Genomic DNA, 17,092 nt, shown 5'->3' on the forward strand with positions numbered 1-17,092 from the left:
AAAGCCCCACCCCGAAGAGTAGGACTTATAGTTGGAAACTGTCATGAACATACCCTTTTTTCTCAAAAAGCTTGTACATTTACAGAGTAGTGCATTTCATTCTTGATTTTCTGAATTTCACTCAGTTCATTAGCAAATAAATTAAATGACTCCTTATCATGTGAATCAAGTGCCTCGTTTATTTTAAAATTCAAATGAATCATTTTTAGGTCCAAATCCATAATGGAGCAAATCTTCCCTTTGTTATACAGTTCCTCTAAATCTTCCACATGTATAAGAAACTGAAACTCTCTATTAACAGTCATTAAAATATGCCATCCTAAACAATCAACATACTTCCGCTCGTTTGTAATTGTCCAAACATCCCCTTGACGAAACTCAATCATATGTTGGTGCTTTTGTTTTGGACAGCAGCAACTTATTTGTTGCTGAAACAATTCTAGTATTATAAAATTTTCATTCAAAGATATTCCTCCTTATGTAACTTAGTTCTTTAACTGTATTATTACTTTCTCTTTTTGAAATAGAAGTTGTGAAGCACTTAATTGAAAATGATTATCATTACTATTTATAATAGTATATGATAATACTAATCAACGTCAATCTTAAATTGTTTTGCTCTTTTGATTTATACCTATTGAAAAAAGCCCCACTCCGAAGAGCAGGACTTTAAAGTTTTACATCGTTGTATAATCTGTAATGGAAATCCGAAAATATTGAGGATCAAAACTATAAGAAATTATTGATTCAATTGCTATTTGGTGTACCTCATTTTTTATGCTATCATCCATATTTTCATCTGCCAGTTTTATTATTATTTCAACGTTTTTACCAGGTAAAATAGTATAGTCCAAACTAGTTTTTCCATAGCCGTTTTCTTGTACACTTTGTTCTATGAAGCTAATTAACTCATTGTAACTTAATATTTCCGAAAAACTATTAACATTTTCACTTGATTCTTTAAAAGAATTTATAAATAAAATATATGAAATGATTACAACACTAGAAAGAACTATCCTCAATTTGTTAAAATATTTTCTTTTCATATAATACCCCCTAAACACCAATCCAATATGTATCCTTAGTATATTTAAAGCCATATGGATATATTACCGATCTCCATGTTTTCAATCGTTGTTCATATAAATATGCACGAAGGGGTTTATATGTGACGAATGCAGAGCAATAATATATATAGCAGCTAAACAAGGTGAGTTCCTATGATAATACATACCTCATACTTGAAAAAAGATAAATATAAACGTATACTAAAATCAACATCTGAGTACAATAAAAAAGACCGAATGATGTTTGCGCATCAAACGGTCAAATATAATAGTAGGTTCCCTTCAAGGGGATTGGCTATTAGATAAGGTAGTAACCCATCTGAGCTGTCAACTCAAGGATGGGTTATTTTTTATGGTCAAATGAAAGAATTGATACAATCAATGCTGCGAAAGCTACTGCAAACATTAATGCTTCAAATACTGACACCGGCACCACCCCCTTTCGAACGGGAGTGAGCCAACCACCCTTGAGCTACCAATCTATTATCTCTCTATTATACCACACGTATGTTCTAAAATAGATACTAACTACTAGAATTTCTGAAGCAAAATATTCACTCTTCCACCTGCAAATATAATGCTGTTTTTAAAGGTGTATACAATCGCCCACTTCCTTTCTCCTCTTCTTACATAAGTTATTTCATGTATATCAAGAAAAAGGAGGAAATGAAATGACTTTTGGAAATGACAACCTCCCTCAAAGAATTGACAATCAGATTGCCAAAACGCCGGACATCGATCATAATCCAATATGGAATTTGATCAACGGGATGGATTCTTTTTTCAATCAATTCTTTACCCAAATGAACACCCATTTTAACCTGGATTCCCTCTCGGTAAATACGTATGAAACCGTCTCTGAAGTAATTGTTGAAGTAAAATTACCAGGTTGCGATTATAGCCAAATTCAATTAGAAATCACCAACAGCAGATTAAGAATTGGTATTGAGGGCTCAATTCTGGAAGAAGTCAATCATGAGACCCACATCGCTAGAAAACAATTTTATCAACGACGAGAGCACTTCATCCCACTTCCATCTACAGTTTCTGAAAAAGGAGCAAAATCCTCTTTTCACGATGAAACACTAAGAGTTACCTTCCCTAAGAAAGATATTACGCCAAGATATCTTTCAATTGATGAAACTAGTTAAGTAAAAAAAATACCTGGTACTGATACATTTAAATTGTATTAGTACCTTTTTAATTTACACATTATTAGGCACGATATCACCCAAAAAAATCCCGTTAAAATCCCCTTAAATTTGAGATACATTCACACAATGTGATACAATTAATTGAATTTAATTCCATTAAAAGGATAAGGTGATTTATGAAGTTGATAGAGGAAAATAAAGAGCAAACGATATTTGACCATGTTGGGAGTAAAATAATTACGGATAGAGAAATTGACATAGTTACTAGATTCGAAGAACCATTGATAGTCGTTTTAGATAATGTTTTAAGTGACGAAGAGTGTGATGAACTAATCAAATTGTCTACGGACAAAATGCAACGTTCAAAAATTGGAGCGACACGCGAAGTAAATGAACTCCGAACAAGTAGCGGTATGTTTTTTGAAGAAAGTGAAAACGAAATTGTTGCTAGAGTCGAAAAAAGAGTGTCATCTATTATGAATATCCCGATTGAGCACGCAGAAGGCCTTCAAGTCCTTCGCTATGCTCCCGGTCAAGAATATAAAGCTCATTATGATTATTTTTCATCAACAAGTAAAGCAGCAAACAATAATAGAATTAGTACGCTCGTGATGTACTTAAACGATGTAGAAGAAGGCGGAGAAACCTTTTTCCCTAAACTGAATCTTTCCGTAACACCGAAAAAAGGAATGGCCGTTTATTTCGAGTATTTTTATAACGATCAAGAATTAAACGAGTTAACTTTACATGGTGGAGCACCAGTTATTACTGGTGAAAAGTGGGTTGCTACGCAGTGGATGAGGAAGCAGAAAGTGAGATAAGAAGTTTTTTTCATTTATATATATTTTAAACGAAATCAGTTTGAAAACCTTAAGCCCTGTTTACACAAGGGCTTTTTTCCATCAAAAAAGTAGTATTGACTCTAGAGTAATTATTAAAGTGAAATAACTGGGTTGCAATCGTAACTAGATTCTATCTATTTTTTACCTCCCTTAAGAGTAATCTTTACAAGCGAGTTTTAAATACCACGAGAGTCTGATACTCAACACTTTCATCTCTTCTTCAGTTTGCTGTCTCAGCCTTCACCGTAATAATCTTTAACTGATCGCCATACTCTAAGCGTACAACTTTACGTGCTTGAATTGAAGTCCTTGCCGTCACCGGGATCGTTTGTAGCTTGCCATTCATTTCAGCATGAACAGTAAAACACTTGGCTCCGCATTTCATGAACACCAACTCCTATATTCAAAGTATTGTTAAATAAACCGATTTGATTTTCTGCTCCCACTTAAATAATCCTTCTCAGATTGTTCTTGCTAACATGAAGTTCATAACTGAACATGACTATCTAATAACTGTAGCTGGTACTGCTGAATTAATTCGATTAATTGCTTGCTATAAATTTTCTCGCCTTTTTCATTTTCTATCGTACTGTACCCTGCTTCTTGTAAAGCATTCGCCTGCTCCATATACGTTCTGGAAGTGAACACTCCATGCTTACCGTAACGAGGATTTTCCGACAAGAATAAACCATGATCTTCAACTGATTCATATATATTTTCATACATTCTGAAATCATCTTTAATCGTTTGATCGTAAAACTCATTTGTACTTAAATTTGTCGTTTTCCCACTCCAGTTAAATCCTTTTATACCAAAGAGATTATGATACTGAGTTGATAGCCCTGACCTCCCCCAATCCGATTCCAATATAGCTTGTGCGATTGTAATAGAAGGAAGAATTTTATACGATTTATAATTATGAATCGCTGCCTCTTGAATACTCTCAATAAATAGTCGCTGCATACTATTTTCAGTAGTAACCACCACTTCACTAGCAAGTTGCTCTAAGAACGAGCTAACCTGTTTGCTTTTCCTTTTATTGAATTCCAGCTCACTTGTCACTTCTTCCAAGTCTTTTAAAACATAATCATTTTCCTTTTTTTCAATAAAACGAGCTGTAATGCTCTCTATTTCATTTGTAGTTATTGAATCAAGTCCATATTCAGTATGTGCAACCGCAGCTACATTTCGCCAATCTACTTGAACCTTTCCATGACTTGTTTCATCTACAATTGTTTGAATTTCTTTGATCTTCTCTATTGGAATAGCAATCTCTTTATCAGACATAAAATAAATCACAATTGCCGCTATAAAGGTAATTGCAAGCAATGCAATTTTTCCTTTTCTCATCTTATCTCACCCTCTCATTGATCATTTATATAATTGCTATCATAATCTCCTTAAGTGACAGCAATGTTACAAAAAAAAATCTCCTATAAGGAGATGTTATGAACGGCTATAAGGTTCCCTGAGATTTGATTGTAAGCCCAAATAATAAAAAATGATGAGAGCACTAAACTCCCATCATTTTTCTCATTATAAGATAAGACTCACAATAATCGCTGATAATATACTTACTAATGTTGCGCCGTATAAAAGTTTCAAGCCGAATCGTGCTACAACATTTCCTTGTTTTTCATGAAGCCCTTTTACAGCACCAGAGATAATTCCAATGGAAGAGAAGTTTGCAAAGGAAACAAGGAACACGGAAATGATTCCGATTGATCGTTCACTTAAGCCTGATGCTAATTCATTTAAAGAGAGCATCGCTACAAATTCGTTTGTAACTAATTTAGTAGCCATAATACCGCCTGCCGTTACAGATTCTGAAACAGGGATACCCATTAAAATCGCAATTGGAGCAAAGACATATCCAATAATTTCTTGGAATGAGACCCCAAATATCATATCAAATAAGGTATTTACTCCTGCCATTAATGCAACGAATCCAATTAACATCGCCGCAACTATAATTACAACCTTGAATCCATCTAAAATATACTCGCCCAACATTTCGAAGAAGCTTTGCTTTTCTGATTGCACAACAAGGATATCTTCTTCTTCGGTTACAGTGTATGGATTGATGATGGAAGTAATTATGAATCCTCCAAATAAATTAATCGCGATTGCCGTTACGACATATCTCGGTTCAACCATCGTCATATAAGCTCCGACAATAGACATCGATACTGTAGACATCGCTGACGCAGATAATGTGTATAGACGTTGAGGAGATAATTGTCCAAGCTGTTTTTTCACGGTAATAAATACTTCAGATTGTCCAACAATAGCGGATGCTACTCCGTTATATGATTCTAATTTACCCATGCCGGTTACTTTACTGATTGCCCAACCAATCCATTTCATTATAAATGGAAGCGCTTTAATATGCTGCAAAATTCCAATCAAAGCGGAAATGAATACGATCGGTAGTAGAGCTGTTAAGAAGAAAGGAGCTTGTCCTTCATTTGCAAGGCCACCGAATACAAAATTAATTCCTTCACCAGCGAATTCAAGTAATTTTTCAAACCCAGCCGCGATTCCCTTAATAAGTATCAATCCAAATTTCGTATTCAGTAATAAAAAAGTTAAAATTACTTGAATAACGAGCATCTGGATAATTGGTCTGATTTTTATTGCTTTCCGATTGTTACTTGCAACCCAGGCAAGACCTAGCACGACAATTAAGCCTACGATTGAGATTAAATAATTCATTTTATGCCTCCACAAAGTTGTATTAAAAAAAGGTCGAACGTCTGACCACTTGATTCACTTATTAAGTATACATTTATTATTTATCATGTCCAAGGAAAGTATTCCCTCATATATTTTTTACTAAACCAATTCCTTGATACAGATAGATAAAAAGCCACGATTACCGAATCATCTTCGGTAATCGTAGCTTTTAAACCTTCATATATTGCAGTCTATTCTATGGAAGTTTTCACTGATTTAAAAATTAAAACCTCATCGAATAGGATTCTCAAAGTTCCAGTTAGTATAAATTACCGCTGCAGAGACTGGATTTGCGGACGTGTCTTCCGTGAATCCACCTACTAGATTGCCTACTCTAAATGTAGGCTCAAATAACTGTTCTTCCTTAGGAGCTGCAGTTGGACCATCTATCCCCAATTTTGTTTCATCTGTAACGACTACTTCCATTCCATTATCCAATGTAAAGCTCAGTCCATCTTCTCCAACTTCTGTTATGAGTCCCTCGATATTAAGCATTGCACTTGCAGCTGGACCTGAATTATCCACTACAATTCTTTCCGTCAAATCTAGCGCTGCATCGTTGTTTACATTTGTTAAAGCTACTACAGCAATTACGGCACAGGCTACTAAACTTCCAACAATTATTCTTATATTTTTCATATAATCCCTCTTCTTTTTTTGATCATATTCCATCATCTCTTTTTGCATTTTGCTCTTAAATTCGTCGGAAGCATGAATCTGCTTCATCACTTTCTTATAAGCATTCATCACACTTAACTCCCTTCTTCTAAAATAATTTTTAACTTCATTCGAACCCTTCTCAGCTTTGAGCTTACTGTGTTTATCTTCATCTCCAATAAATCGGCAATTTCTGCAGTCGTATAGCCTTCATAATAATGTAGATATACAATGGCCCTTTCATGAGGGTCTAGCTCAGAAATCTCTGGGAGAACAATCTGTTCCTCTTTTGCAATAAAGGTCATCTCTTCTGTTATCGGTATCGTCTTCTTGATACGAGAAGACTTAAAGTAATCTTTACATTTATTAAAAGTCACCTTGATGAGCCAAGCCTTTAAATGTGCTTCATTATCGAAGGGCTTTTTCTGTCTCATAAGTGTCATATAGACCTCTTGAACAATATCCTCCGCCTCAGACATATTTTTTGTCTGCTGCACAGCAATTCGTATTAAGGTATCGCTATAAGTTTGAACAATCTCATGAACAAGTGCGCCGGCGAACGTTTTCATACTTAACCCCCTTCCCTTTATAATACGATTCATTTTCGTATATTCGTGCAACAGAAAAAAATTCTCTAGAATTGAATTCGTAGTTCATTAATAACAAGCATTAATAAAAAAAAGAGAGAGAACTTATCCGTAAAGATAAATCCTCTCTGCTTTTATAGGTGAAGTGTTTACAATCTTATTATTTTGAATAAGAAAAACATAGGGAAATCTTAGTCTTCCTATGTTGGCATTCCTATTATTTATCTGTTTGTTTTTGCTTTTTTTGCGAATACTCCACACGTATTTTTTCAAGTTGCTGCTTTTTATCAAATTTGGCAGGCTTATTTTTTTCATGATACTTTGCCACAGCCAACTGACCTTTTGTATCCAATTGATATTTCCCCACTTTGTTCGCCTACTTTTCTTGCCTTTAAAGAGAATCTATTCAACAAATATAATATACCTTATTTTCCTGAAGTATTTGAAATTGCAGACATTCCTAGCAGCAAATCTTAACCTTCCACATAATTGGCTTCTAGTAAACGGGCAATTTCCTTCATTTTCTCTAATACAACAGAATCTGAAACGGCTACATATATTTCACCTTCGAAAAAACGAAAGGGAATTTTGACGCTTTCTAATTGCCACATGAAGAAGTGTCCTTTAATCTTCATTTGTACGCCGTCCTGACTTGCACCAAATGAATCATTGTACTCAAAATCCGATTTCGTCGCAAAGAAGTTTTGGCATTCCTCTAAGCTTAGCGTTGGATTTCCTTCTTTATCTAAACGTGTAATTTTATATCGTGTGTTCATTAAATAATCAAACTCCTTTAAAATGCTTACTAACATTTAATTATAATCGGTTGCATTTGTTTAAGCAAAAGAGGGTACTTTTATATTTCTACTACACACCCATCTGAACATCGTTTTCTACCTATATTAACATTCCTTATTACTTATATCCTATCTTATGAATAAGTTTAATGGTAAAGTTGGTATATATTGATTTAAAAGGAGAGATATATGAGATGAAAAAGGTGGTAGGAATTTTACTTTCCTTTGTTTTGTTACTGGTAATTACAACACCAGCAATGGCGCATCCAGGGAGAACAGATGCTAATGGCGGACACACATGTCGTACAAATTGTGGAAAATGGGGTTTAAACTACGGAGAGTATCACTATCATAATGGTGGTACTACCAAAAAGACTTCAACAAGTAAAACTGTAAATACTAAACCAGAGACAATATATGTTGATCCATACACGCAAGCGGAAGCATTAATAAAAACTGCTGAAAGCTATGCAGGTTCTCTTAAATGGGAAACATCATATGACTATAGAGTATCCAAGTATTCTAGTAATCCTGTTAGTCAAATTGACATGAAGCTTTACAACAATACAAAAAGTGCCATCAATGCTGCAAAAGCTAATTCAAATGTATTACTTTATAGCGATCTTGAAGAGAGATTAAATGCCTTGAATGATATATATATTAGAACCCAGGCGTATATTGATGCCATAAATTCGGGGGAGAAGTTGTTAGTACAATTTCAAAATTATCAATCTTTCTATAAGCAAGATCCAAATAGCGATAAAACAAAAAAAGCGTACAATGAGCTAATAAAACTTTCCAAAAAAACTAACACAATGATTTATCGAGTATATGGTAAAAGTACACGTGAAGCCATGTTAGACAAGTTTAGAGTAGAATGAAGATGTCCCTGTGTTCTGAATTATTCAGAATACAGGGACATTTCAATTTCTAAAATAAATAAATATTGGTAAATGTTTATATCTACCTTTTAGAAACAGTTCATTAGAGCTTGCTCTGCTTCTTCTAATGCAGTAGCAGTACTATTTACTACCAACGCTTTTAAAAGCTTGTCAATCCTTCATATGCTGCACGTGCCTCGCAGAAGGCTACTCAATCACTGACAGTACTTTTGATAAAATTGGAAGAGAATTTTTCAAAATAGCCACCACTCTTTCAGCTGCATTATTTGAAGACGTTTCATAGCTTTCGGTGTCAGGAACCCAAACTATTCAAAATTTTTTTGGTTCCCCCCTGAAAAATAATCACGAAAAACAAACATTCTTCCTAACAACATTCGGAAGCTCTCTCTGCTGACTAAAGATTTCCTTCAACAATTTCGTCACTTTGTAACAAGCATTTATATCCAAGTATTCTCTCCGTATATTCATTTTATAACCAGCGGAAAGGTTTACACTTTGAATTCCATGCTCCGACCAGATTCTTGTGTCACTGCTATCTCACTGTGTATATATTATTTCACATATACAAGCATATTTTTACATATAGACTAATTACTTTTCCATTTTTGATAGATTGTTCTACTCTTTTTCATTAAAATTTCTTCCGTACATTTTGAATGAGGTTTATATTTTTTTTCTTTCGCAACTTTCAATGATGATTCTTCTAAATAATTCGTTAGTTCAAGCTCTTCGAAACACTCTGGAGCTATATAAGAACGAAAAGTATGCTCTAAGATTATACGTTCCTTCGATATATCGGTAGGTTTAAAGAATATTACATAGAAACCAATTGATAGTACGACAATTAAAATGGATCTTCGGATTAAGTTTTTCATTTTTCCGTTTTAGATAGTAAAATTTCAATATCTTGTATGATTTCTTCAAATGGCAGATTAAGACCATCATAGTCTTTCTTCACAATGCCATTTTGGTCTATTAAATAGAAGCTAGTACCATGAATTACTTGGTCCCCTACTGTTGGTTTTTTCACAATTGTTTTAAAGTTTTTTAGGGCATAATCATCTATAAACTGTTGATCGTAACCTGTTAACAACGTCCAATTGGAAAGGTCTCCGTCATAGGTTCCAACGTATTCTTTTAATATTTCCGGTGTATCGAAGGATGGATCCACACTAAAAGAAACAAGTTCTACATCAAGTTTTTTTTCTTTTAATTTACCTTGAAGCTCTTTCATATTTGCCGTCATTGGTGGACATACACTTGTACAATTTGTAAAAACAAAATCAGCTATCCATACCTTACCCTTTAAATCTTTTAACTCCAGATTATCTCCGTCTTCGTTAGTTGCAGAAAAATTACTCAACTCCCAGTTTAATGGTTCGGAAATGTCTTTTTCACATCCAAATAAAACAAAACTAATGCTACAAATCAAAAGTAGGAATCCTACCTTTCTTGTATTTTTAATAGGTTTGCGCATTTAAATCACTCTCTCTACCTAATTTTTGCTCAGAGCGGTACCAATCTCTAAATAGGAAACCTAAAATAATTGCGTATACGATTTCCTGCACAATTTTCATAATTATCCCGCCTAATTTCTGGTCATTAATTAATTCGAGGGGATTAAATATCTCTATAATCTCTGGGCCAATTGCATCTAAACCCGATACCGATTCCGATGTTGCACATAGGGCAAGAGCATTTATCAAAGATTCTGGATCTGAATAAGTAGAATACATAGGATCTGTTGCAAAAATGATAAGTGCACAAGCCGGAAGCATTAATACACCATTTGCAAATAAATACCCTATCTCAAGAAGATTCGGCATCTTTTTATACTCTTTTAGTGTGTTGAGTATGGGCCAAAACATACAGATTGCTAGAACAAACAAAAGTAAATGAATAGAAGCATGATAAAAACTATTTGTTTTTGAAAAGTCTAGCACTAAAGGAACATGGTATAGCGAGAAAGCTCCATTAAACAAAACTAATGCAATAAGAGGTTTTGTAACAAAACTCCAGAATGGGCGAATGAATTTGTTATATACTAATACTCTCCAAACCCAATCTGGTATCCCTTTTATGATTAATACTGGAATGATTAATACTAGTACGGCCATTTGAATCATATGCATTGTCAACATCATATGACTCCATAAATCGATAGGCGAACCCTTTATAATATAGAACAGGCCTATCACTATACAAAAACAAAGTGCTTGTGTTTTTGATAAGGGTTCACTATCTTTAAAACGACTTCTGTATTTCACCGTTATTAAAAAATAGAAGCATAAAACTGCAATCAAAGCTGTTGCGTAAAAGGGGCTCCATAAGGAACGAAAGTCAAACAAATAGAATATTGCCATCCCTTAATACCCGTTAGTATTCTCTTGATCAGTAAATAGCCTAACCGCTGAGCTTGTACCTATCCTAGAAGCACCACACTCAACCATTTTTTTTAAGTCTTCAATACTTCGAACTCCACCAGAAGCTTTCACCCCTATTGCAGGTCCAACTGATTCTCTCATAATTTTTACATCCTCGAACGTCGCGCCGTGAAGAGAAAAACCAGTTGAAGTTTTCACATAATCTGCTCCAGCTTTTACTGCAAGTTTACATGCACGAATTTTCTCTTCATCTGTCAATAAGCATGCTTCGATAATGACTTTGACCAGTGCTTTATCCCGAACCGCATCGACTACAGCACGAATGTCTTGCTCCACTAATTTGTTATCTTTCCCTTTAAGGGCTCCAATATTAATTACTGTATCCACCTCGGTTGCACCGTTTACAACTGCATTTATTGCTTCAAATGCCTTCGTTTCAGCACTATTTGCTCCAAGTGGAAAACCAATAACCGTACATATATTTACACCTCTTCCTCTTAACAATTCAGCAGAGGTCTTTACCCAAGTAGGATTGACACAAACTGAAGCAAACCCATATTCTATTGCTTCCTCACACAACTTTTTAATATCCTCATGTTTTGTATCTGCTTTTAATAATGTGTGGTCAATTAAACTCTCATATTTCAATGGATCCAACTCCTTTTATATTTATTTATTTCCCCCTTTCATCTTGACTGATGTAAGCAAAAATATAACCATCCACTTATACATTAAATTGCCCATCCACTAAAAAAAACATACAATGTTCACTTATTTAATAAGAAACTACATCTAATCCAACGAGCTTGCTGAGGAACAATATTTGTCATACCTAGCGGAAACGCAAAAAAGACCTACTTCTTGTAGGCCTTGAAAGCGATACCTAGCCACTATAGCTAGATTGTCATAATTTCTTAATGAATAACAAAGAAGAGTTAATAGAGATTTCACAGTTTATTTCTTGCTAGCTTTTAATGCTTCCGCAAATCGTGCCATACCTTCTCGTATTTGATTCAACTCTACACTTCCAAAAGTCAATCGTACAAAATCCGTTCGAGACCCAAATACACTACCTGGTACGAAAGAAACACCAACTTTTATCGCTTCTTCAAAAAGCAGTTTTTCATCAAACTTTGTTTTCAAACGACACCAAAGATGAATTCCTCCTTCAGGTGCTATATACTCAATCTCATCATTCAAAAACTCTACTAAGTAATTGATGATTTCATCTCTCCGTTTTTTTAATTCATTTCGTAACATTGAAATGTGACTGTCAAAATACGGAGACTTTAGAAATTCATTAGCTACCCATTGCGGGAATATACTATGTCCAAAATCCACTTGTTGCTTGGCGTCCGCTAAACGGTCTATCACTTTTTCTGGGCCAGTAATCCAACCTATGCGTAATCCCGATGCTACTATTTTGGACAATGAACTAATATAAAGTACATTGCCATTTTCATCTAACGACTTAAGTGTCGAACTATTTTTTCCATTGAAAGAAGTGAGAGAATATGGGTCATCCTCCACAATTGGAATGCCGTATTCAGTAGATATTTCTAATATTTCTTTTAGACGATCGGATTTTAACGAAACACCTGTTGGATTTTGATAGGCTGTATTTAAAAAAATCATACGAACTCTATGTTTTTTGTACAATTTTATAATGTCTTTTGGATCAACACCTTGCGAATCTACTTGCAAATAAAACACTTTCAATCCTGCTGACTGAAAAAGTGGCAATGAATAAAAATAAGAAGGATCTTCTATCGCAATTGCATCTCCTGGCTTTAACAAGCATTGCACGACAAGATGTAACGCTTGTTGTGCACCCGAAGTCACTAAAATTGATGAGCTTGAACAATGTATATTTCTATATTCTTTCAAATGTTGAGAAATTGTTCCGCGCAAAGAAGCATTTCCTTTCGGGTGATCATAACCAAGACCCTCCATAAATGGATTTTCCGCAAATATCGTTTGAAATTGTTCGCGTGGCAGAAGACTTGGGGCCAACTCTCCACTTGATAAATTTATAATATGATGTTTTCTATTTTCGGAACGAATTTGTTGAACAAAAGGCAGATTTGGCAGTAAAGAACCATCTTTCATATAACGATTCCAGTTCGGTATTCGTCTATGTGTTACTCCCCAAATATCTGTGCTTATCCAAGTACCGCTGCCCTTTTTTCGCTCCACAATACCTAGGGACTGCAGCTCCTCGTATGCTGCCACCACTGTACTTCGATTGACTTCTAAATCCTTCGCAAGAATACGTTCAGATGGAAGCATACTATCCGGAGAAAACATACCGGTAGAAATTCCAAGTTCAATATAATCTGCAATTTGCTTATAAATAGCCTTTTTAGATGTTCGATTCAACTTTAAATCCATTACATCCCCATCCATTCAGTTAAAATATGTATTCAAAAGCTTCCCTGTGTGAGACACAACTAAAATCTATAGAACACGAAGGATTATGTTAATTTATTTCTCCCAAACAAACTAAACTCTCTAAAGAGGAGAACATACATATACTAACATTACTAGGATACAAGAAGTATGAAGTGGCTCACTTTTGATGTAATTGCTCTGGCTCAATTCCATGTTGACAAAAACAAAGGTGCGTTTATTTTTTATAAATCGGGCTTACCTTACTAATATTCAACCATAAAATTTCCTAAAATAATATAAAGCATGATATGAATACCTTCAGCAGTCATTTAAATATGGAGACGGCGGGAGTCGAACCAACCACCTCATAAAAGGCTATAATACCAGTGTTTTCAATGGTTTATAGCTGTCTTTGAGAATGTCTGACTACGTATTTGACTACGTTTGATAAAAAAACATTTTGTGAGGGCAAGTATATCCTTGTAGACAGAAACATTAATCCCCAGTAAATTTATGAACGCTTTTTCTTTCATTTTTCTTCTTTTCATCGCAACTAACTAGATAGATAAAGCGACAACTAAGGTGAAAAGCAGATGACAAAATTATTTTGAAAGGTAGGCAGAATGAAATGAAGACTTTTGAGGGATTTTACAGCGTAAAAGAGGTATCAGAAATTTTTGGTGTTCAACCTGACACTGTCAAATCATGGATTTTCATGGATATCTTAAGAGCTTATAAATTGGATACTAAAGTGAGAATATCAGGGTATGACTTAAAAGAGTTCTTAAACACGAGCGAAATATTAATTAATGATATGTGTGATTTTGAGAATGAAGAAGTTGACTATTATCCATATTTTCTTGATTGGATTAATCAAGATAAAGATGAATAGACTAGGTTTGTTAGATGAAAGGGGGGATGGGATTTTACCCCTCTTTTTTCATTATTAAACCCTACCCAGTGCCTAGTGATTGACTTGACTAAGTATTAGGTTAGGTATCTACAATAAAGTCCGCATGAAATTCCCTTAAATTTTCCAAGACGTACAATTCATACCGATGCATTCCCCTATATACAGGCTATGAGACCGACCCACCAGGGACGTTTGGAACCACTAAGCCCCAAAAGGCAGGGCACAGCTTCACACGATACAGGATACCACTATTAGCTGTTTAGATAGATGTATGAGAGTTAGGTAATCCCCCATGTACAAAAGACCTTTTACAAGCCCTTCTATTCGTCATTGTAAAACGTATGCCCCTAAATCTCTACCTCTAATATAGATAGGTACCTTCATTTTTATAGATGATACCTATACCTTCGTTCCCTCCAGTTGCCTATAAAATCCTACCCATGTACGTACAAAAACAAAGTACTTTATTGTATTTTATCCTTTTCTATTCTACTACTATATCTTTACCTGTTCCGTGATAAAAATTGTGATGCCATTCTTATAATAGGGGTGAGGATAAAAATATTACAAATAGGAGGTTTTGACGGTATGGAGTTTTTAACAGTAAGGTCACTAGCCAACCTTATCGGCATGTCGGAACAAACGACTTACAAGCTGTTGCGTGAGGGAGTAATTCCAGGACGAGTAAAGGTAGGTAAGTCTGTTCGCTTTAACAAAGAGGTCGTCATGGATTGGTTACAACAAGGAGGAGCTAAAGATGATAGTAAATGCTGACTTATATAGTTTTTCACAAGCTACAGAGATTTTAGGAATTACCCCACAACGATTGTTTGAACTTGCTGTTGCTCCTGGAGTAGAGAAGGTACATCAAGGGAATAGTATTTACTTTGCTAAAGAGAGCTTACGTAAACTAGTACTGCGAGGTGATGTTTAATGGTAACTGTAGAGCGTGCGAGTAAGGTATTAAATCACTTTAACATAGCGTTTACCGAAGGGGCAGTTCTGGGGTACTTACAGCGTGAGGTACTACAGAAAGCCCCACGTATTGATGGTGGATACCATTCTCGCCATACCAAGTACAACTACAGCGTAGATAGAGAGTCATTAGTAAAGCTGTTACAAGATTGTGGAGTTGAAGAAAAAGAAATCAACTCAACTTTTACTGTTTAGAGGTATGCTCACATACTGTTCTTTAAATATGACCACTCTTTAGTTAATCTTACTTGAGAGTGGTCTTACATAGGTAAATTTCATATTGGCTGTATCAGTGGATAAAAGAAAACACTTTAAACTCTTCCTGGCTTTTATAGGTCTAGTGCCTGCCGTTAAAAGGTGGAAGTCATCCCCAGATCTAAAACCGTCGCAGTAGCCTTTTGGCTAGGTGGCATGACAGAGTTATGTTGAATATACGTGGTAAAGCTGCACCTGGGCACGTTGAATGTCATGACAGATACCTCAGGATTAGTCCTAATATCTCCCATCCCCTTTACAGGGGGTGGTATGTTTCCTCGAATTAGTACCTAAACCAAAACCATTAATCTAATAAATAGAATGATAATTAAAGATAATAATCGAGCGAGGTACGAGCTCGGTGAGCGTAGCGAACGATGCAGGCAAACAAAGACTAAGATAATTCTAAGTTTTCGTCCCAACGGGATGCTCTAATTTCTCTATGCTGCTCCTAGTCGCCACTATAATCCTCATGTTTTAACTAGAAGTTAACAGGGACGGGATAATACTAGTCTCCATGTTCAGTTAAAAGGTCATAGAAACATTGCATTAGTTGTAATCAAAAGTTCAACTTATCTTTTAGTCCCCACGTTTCATAGACAATTCTAACCTTTGGCTTAACCTTTCAGGAGATGGGTGGTCACTTTGATTTTTTGGTAAACGAATTTTACCAAAATCCAGTTTATTTTTTCCGTCTTTTATAAATACCTCACCATTAGGTTTAATGAAGATATTCCCATCTTCGTATAATTTGTCATGAATTTTACATAGGCAAATACCATTATTCACTGTATCGTCCGCACATAAATGTGCTGGATATATATGAGCAGCCACTAAAATTGAAATATCATTTTTCTCACACATAGCACATTGGTTATCATATGCAGAAAGTATCTTAGGTCTAAAATTATTTTCTCTAATTATTGTTCTACTTACTTTTTCTGTGTATTCCCTACCTTCGGGATATAGCCTTCTAGAATTAATGGATTCTTCTGACTCAAGTTCGACTGTTCCATCTTCTTTAACAATTGCCGTTGGTAAGAGATTATATCTATTTTTTGTTAAATCTAAAAAGCCCATCGTGCCTTTCTCATCGAACATTATTTGTACTCTAATTTCTCCTCTATTATGTTCATCGAAAGAAAGGATAATTGGGTAAACATTTTCGTCTGTTAATCTTTCTAAATACTCTTCGTTTAGTTGACGATTCCTATCTTCTCTAATAGCAGCATTATTTGCCTCAATTAAAAGTTTCTTGGTAAAATACTTACCCTTACTATCAATGTAATGCATAAAATTCCCTCACTGTTCTTTTTTATTTATCCCTTTATTAAATAGGCTCTCTGATTTTTACTACACTCTTTTAGTAAGCTATCCACACATTTCCAAAGATATTGGCACTCTGGACACAATAATCAATACAGCAAGCCCC

General features: G+C 35.0%; 22 protein-coding genes. 7 read left to right on the plus strand and 15 right to left on the minus strand.

Going from position 1 to position 17,092, the window contains the following annotated elements; translation table 11 throughout:
* Nucleotides 1-62: 62 nt before the first annotated feature.
* Nucleotides 63-464 carry a hypothetical protein gene (locus RUH95_RS11160; RefSeq protein WP_313892948.1) on the minus strand — a complete coding sequence of 134 codons (402 nt, stop codon included), beginning with the start codon at nt 462-464 and terminating at the stop codon, nt 63-65.
* Between the two features lie 213 nt (nt 465-677).
* The gene (locus tag RUH95_RS11165) at nt 678-1,046 is read right to left on the minus strand and encodes a hypothetical protein (protein WP_313892949.1); all 369 of its coding nucleotides are present in this window, start codon (nt 1,044-1,046) and stop codon (nt 678-680) included.
* A gap of 692 nt (nt 1,047-1,738) precedes the next feature.
* Between RUH95_RS11165 and RUH95_RS11170 the strand changes: the two genes are divergently transcribed.
* Both RUH95_RS11170 and RUH95_RS11175 read left to right on the plus strand, forming a co-directional pair.
* On the plus strand, nt 1,739-2,218 hold the full coding sequence (locus tag RUH95_RS11170) for an Hsp20/alpha crystallin family protein (protein ID WP_313892950.1): 480 nt from the start codon (nt 1,739-1,741) through the stop codon (nt 2,216-2,218).
* A 179-nt stretch (nt 2,219-2,397) separates the two neighbouring features.
* The gene (locus RUH95_RS11175; RefSeq protein ID WP_313892951.1) at nt 2,398-3,042 is read left to right on the plus strand and encodes a 2OG-Fe(II) oxygenase; all 645 of its coding nucleotides are present in this window, start codon (nt 2,398-2,400) and stop codon (nt 3,040-3,042) included.
* Between the two features lie 241 nt (nt 3,043-3,283).
* Here RUH95_RS11175 and RUH95_RS11180 read toward each other — a convergent pair whose 3' ends face one another.
* The 7 genes from RUH95_RS11180 to RUH95_RS11210 all read right to left on the minus strand — a co-directional run bounded on the left by RUH95_RS11180 (nt 3,284) and on the right by RUH95_RS11210 (nt 7,819).
* The gene (locus RUH95_RS11180; protein ID WP_313892952.1) at nt 3,284-3,448 is read right to left on the minus strand and encodes a hypothetical protein; all 165 of its coding nucleotides are present in this window, start codon (nt 3,446-3,448) and stop codon (nt 3,284-3,286) included.
* A 101-nt stretch (nt 3,449-3,549) separates the two neighbouring features.
* On the minus strand, nt 3,550-4,413 hold the full coding sequence (locus RUH95_RS11185) for a glucosaminidase domain-containing protein (protein WP_313892953.1): 864 nt from the start codon (nt 4,411-4,413) through the stop codon (nt 3,550-3,552).
* A 186-nt stretch (nt 4,414-4,599) separates the two neighbouring features.
* Nucleotides 4,600-5,778: a NupC/NupG family nucleoside CNT transporter gene (locus RUH95_RS11190; protein ID WP_313892954.1), complete on the minus strand. Its 1,179-nt coding sequence runs from the start codon at nt 5,776-5,778 to the stop codon at nt 4,600-4,602.
* A gap of 252 nt (nt 5,779-6,030) precedes the next feature.
* Nucleotides 6,031-6,546, minus strand: a complete 516-nt coding sequence (locus RUH95_RS11195; RefSeq protein WP_313892955.1) for a hypothetical protein — start codon at nt 6,544-6,546, stop codon at nt 6,031-6,033.
* Nucleotides 6,547-6,551: 5 nt separating this feature from the next.
* Nucleotides 6,552-7,025 (minus strand): RNA polymerase sigma factor, encoded by a 474-nt coding sequence (locus tag RUH95_RS11200; protein ID WP_313892956.1) that lies wholly within the window; start codon nt 7,023-7,025, stop codon nt 6,552-6,554.
* 235 nt (nt 7,026-7,260) lie between these two features.
* Nucleotides 7,261-7,410 (minus strand): hypothetical protein, encoded by a 150-nt coding sequence (locus tag RUH95_RS11205; protein WP_313892957.1) that lies wholly within the window; start codon nt 7,408-7,410, stop codon nt 7,261-7,263.
* A 106-nt stretch (nt 7,411-7,516) separates the two neighbouring features.
* The gene (locus RUH95_RS11210; RefSeq protein ID WP_313892958.1) at nt 7,517-7,819 is read right to left on the minus strand and encodes an excinuclease; all 303 of its coding nucleotides are present in this window, start codon (nt 7,817-7,819) and stop codon (nt 7,517-7,519) included.
* Between the two features lie 215 nt (nt 7,820-8,034).
* On the opposite strand from RUH95_RS11210, the gene RUH95_RS11215 reads away from it, so the two are divergent.
* Complete coding sequence (locus RUH95_RS11215) at nt 8,035-8,721, plus strand: YHYH domain-containing protein (protein WP_313892959.1); 687 nt, start codon at nt 8,035-8,037, stop codon at nt 8,719-8,721.
* A 608-nt stretch (nt 8,722-9,329) separates the two neighbouring features.
* Here RUH95_RS11215 and RUH95_RS11220 read toward each other — a convergent pair.
* From RUH95_RS11220 to pdxR, 5 genes are all read right to left on the minus strand, one after another.
* Nucleotides 9,330-9,617: a hypothetical protein gene (locus RUH95_RS11220; protein WP_313892960.1), complete on the minus strand. Its 288-nt coding sequence runs from the start codon at nt 9,615-9,617 to the stop codon at nt 9,330-9,332.
* Nucleotides 9,614-10,219, minus strand: a complete 606-nt coding sequence (locus tag RUH95_RS11225; protein ID WP_313892961.1) for an SCO family protein — start codon at nt 10,217-10,219, stop codon at nt 9,614-9,616. The genes RUH95_RS11220 and RUH95_RS11225 overlap by 4 nt, the downstream gene beginning before the upstream one ends.
* On the minus strand, nt 10,203-11,105 hold the full coding sequence (gene ctaG, locus RUH95_RS11230) for a cytochrome c oxidase assembly factor CtaG (RefSeq protein ID WP_313892962.1): 903 nt from the start codon (nt 11,103-11,105) through the stop codon (nt 10,203-10,205). Before ctaG ends, RUH95_RS11225 begins: the two co-directional genes overlap by 17 nt.
* 3 nt (nt 11,106-11,108) lie before the next feature.
* A complete protein-coding gene (deoC, locus tag RUH95_RS11235) occupies nt 11,109-11,774 on the minus strand; it encodes a deoxyribose-phosphate aldolase (protein ID WP_313892963.1) in 666 nt (221 codons plus the stop codon).
* Nucleotides 11,775-12,080: 306 nt separating this feature from the next.
* Nucleotides 12,081-13,517 carry a MocR-like pyridoxine biosynthesis transcription factor PdxR gene (gene pdxR, locus RUH95_RS11240; RefSeq protein ID WP_313892964.1) on the minus strand — a complete coding sequence of 479 codons (1,437 nt, stop codon included), beginning with the start codon at nt 13,515-13,517 and terminating at the stop codon, nt 12,081-12,083.
* A 628-nt stretch (nt 13,518-14,145) separates the two neighbouring features.
* Between pdxR and RUH95_RS11245 the strand changes: the two genes are divergently transcribed.
* From RUH95_RS11245 to RUH95_RS11260, 4 genes are all read left to right on the plus strand, one after another.
* On the plus strand, nt 14,146-14,409 hold the full coding sequence (locus RUH95_RS11245; protein WP_313892965.1) for a helix-turn-helix domain-containing protein: 264 nt from the start codon (nt 14,146-14,148) through the stop codon (nt 14,407-14,409).
* A 609-nt stretch (nt 14,410-15,018) separates the two neighbouring features.
* Entirely contained in the window at nt 15,019-15,204 is a 186-nt protein-coding gene (locus RUH95_RS11250) for a helix-turn-helix transcriptional regulator (protein WP_313892966.1), read from the plus strand.
* Nucleotides 15,188-15,364: a hypothetical protein gene (locus tag RUH95_RS11255; RefSeq protein WP_313892967.1), complete on the plus strand. Its 177-nt coding sequence runs from the start codon at nt 15,188-15,190 to the stop codon at nt 15,362-15,364. Before RUH95_RS11250 ends, RUH95_RS11255 begins: the two co-directional genes overlap by 17 nt.
* Entirely contained in the window at nt 15,364-15,600 is a 237-nt protein-coding gene (locus tag RUH95_RS11260) for a hypothetical protein (protein WP_313892968.1), read from the plus strand. The genes RUH95_RS11255 and RUH95_RS11260 overlap by 1 nt, the downstream gene beginning before the upstream one ends.
* A 639-nt stretch (nt 15,601-16,239) precedes the next feature.
* Here RUH95_RS11260 and RUH95_RS11265 read toward each other — a convergent pair.
* On the minus strand, nt 16,240-16,953 hold the full coding sequence (locus RUH95_RS11265) for an HNH endonuclease (RefSeq protein WP_313892969.1): 714 nt from the start codon (nt 16,951-16,953) through the stop codon (nt 16,240-16,242).
* Between the last annotated feature and the right edge of the window lie 139 nt (nt 16,954-17,092).

Origin of the sequence: Psychrobacillus sp. (assembly GCF_032154225.1) — a bacterium.
Classification (GTDB): domain Bacteria; phylum Bacillota; class Bacilli; order Bacillales_A; family Planococcaceae; genus Psychrobacillus.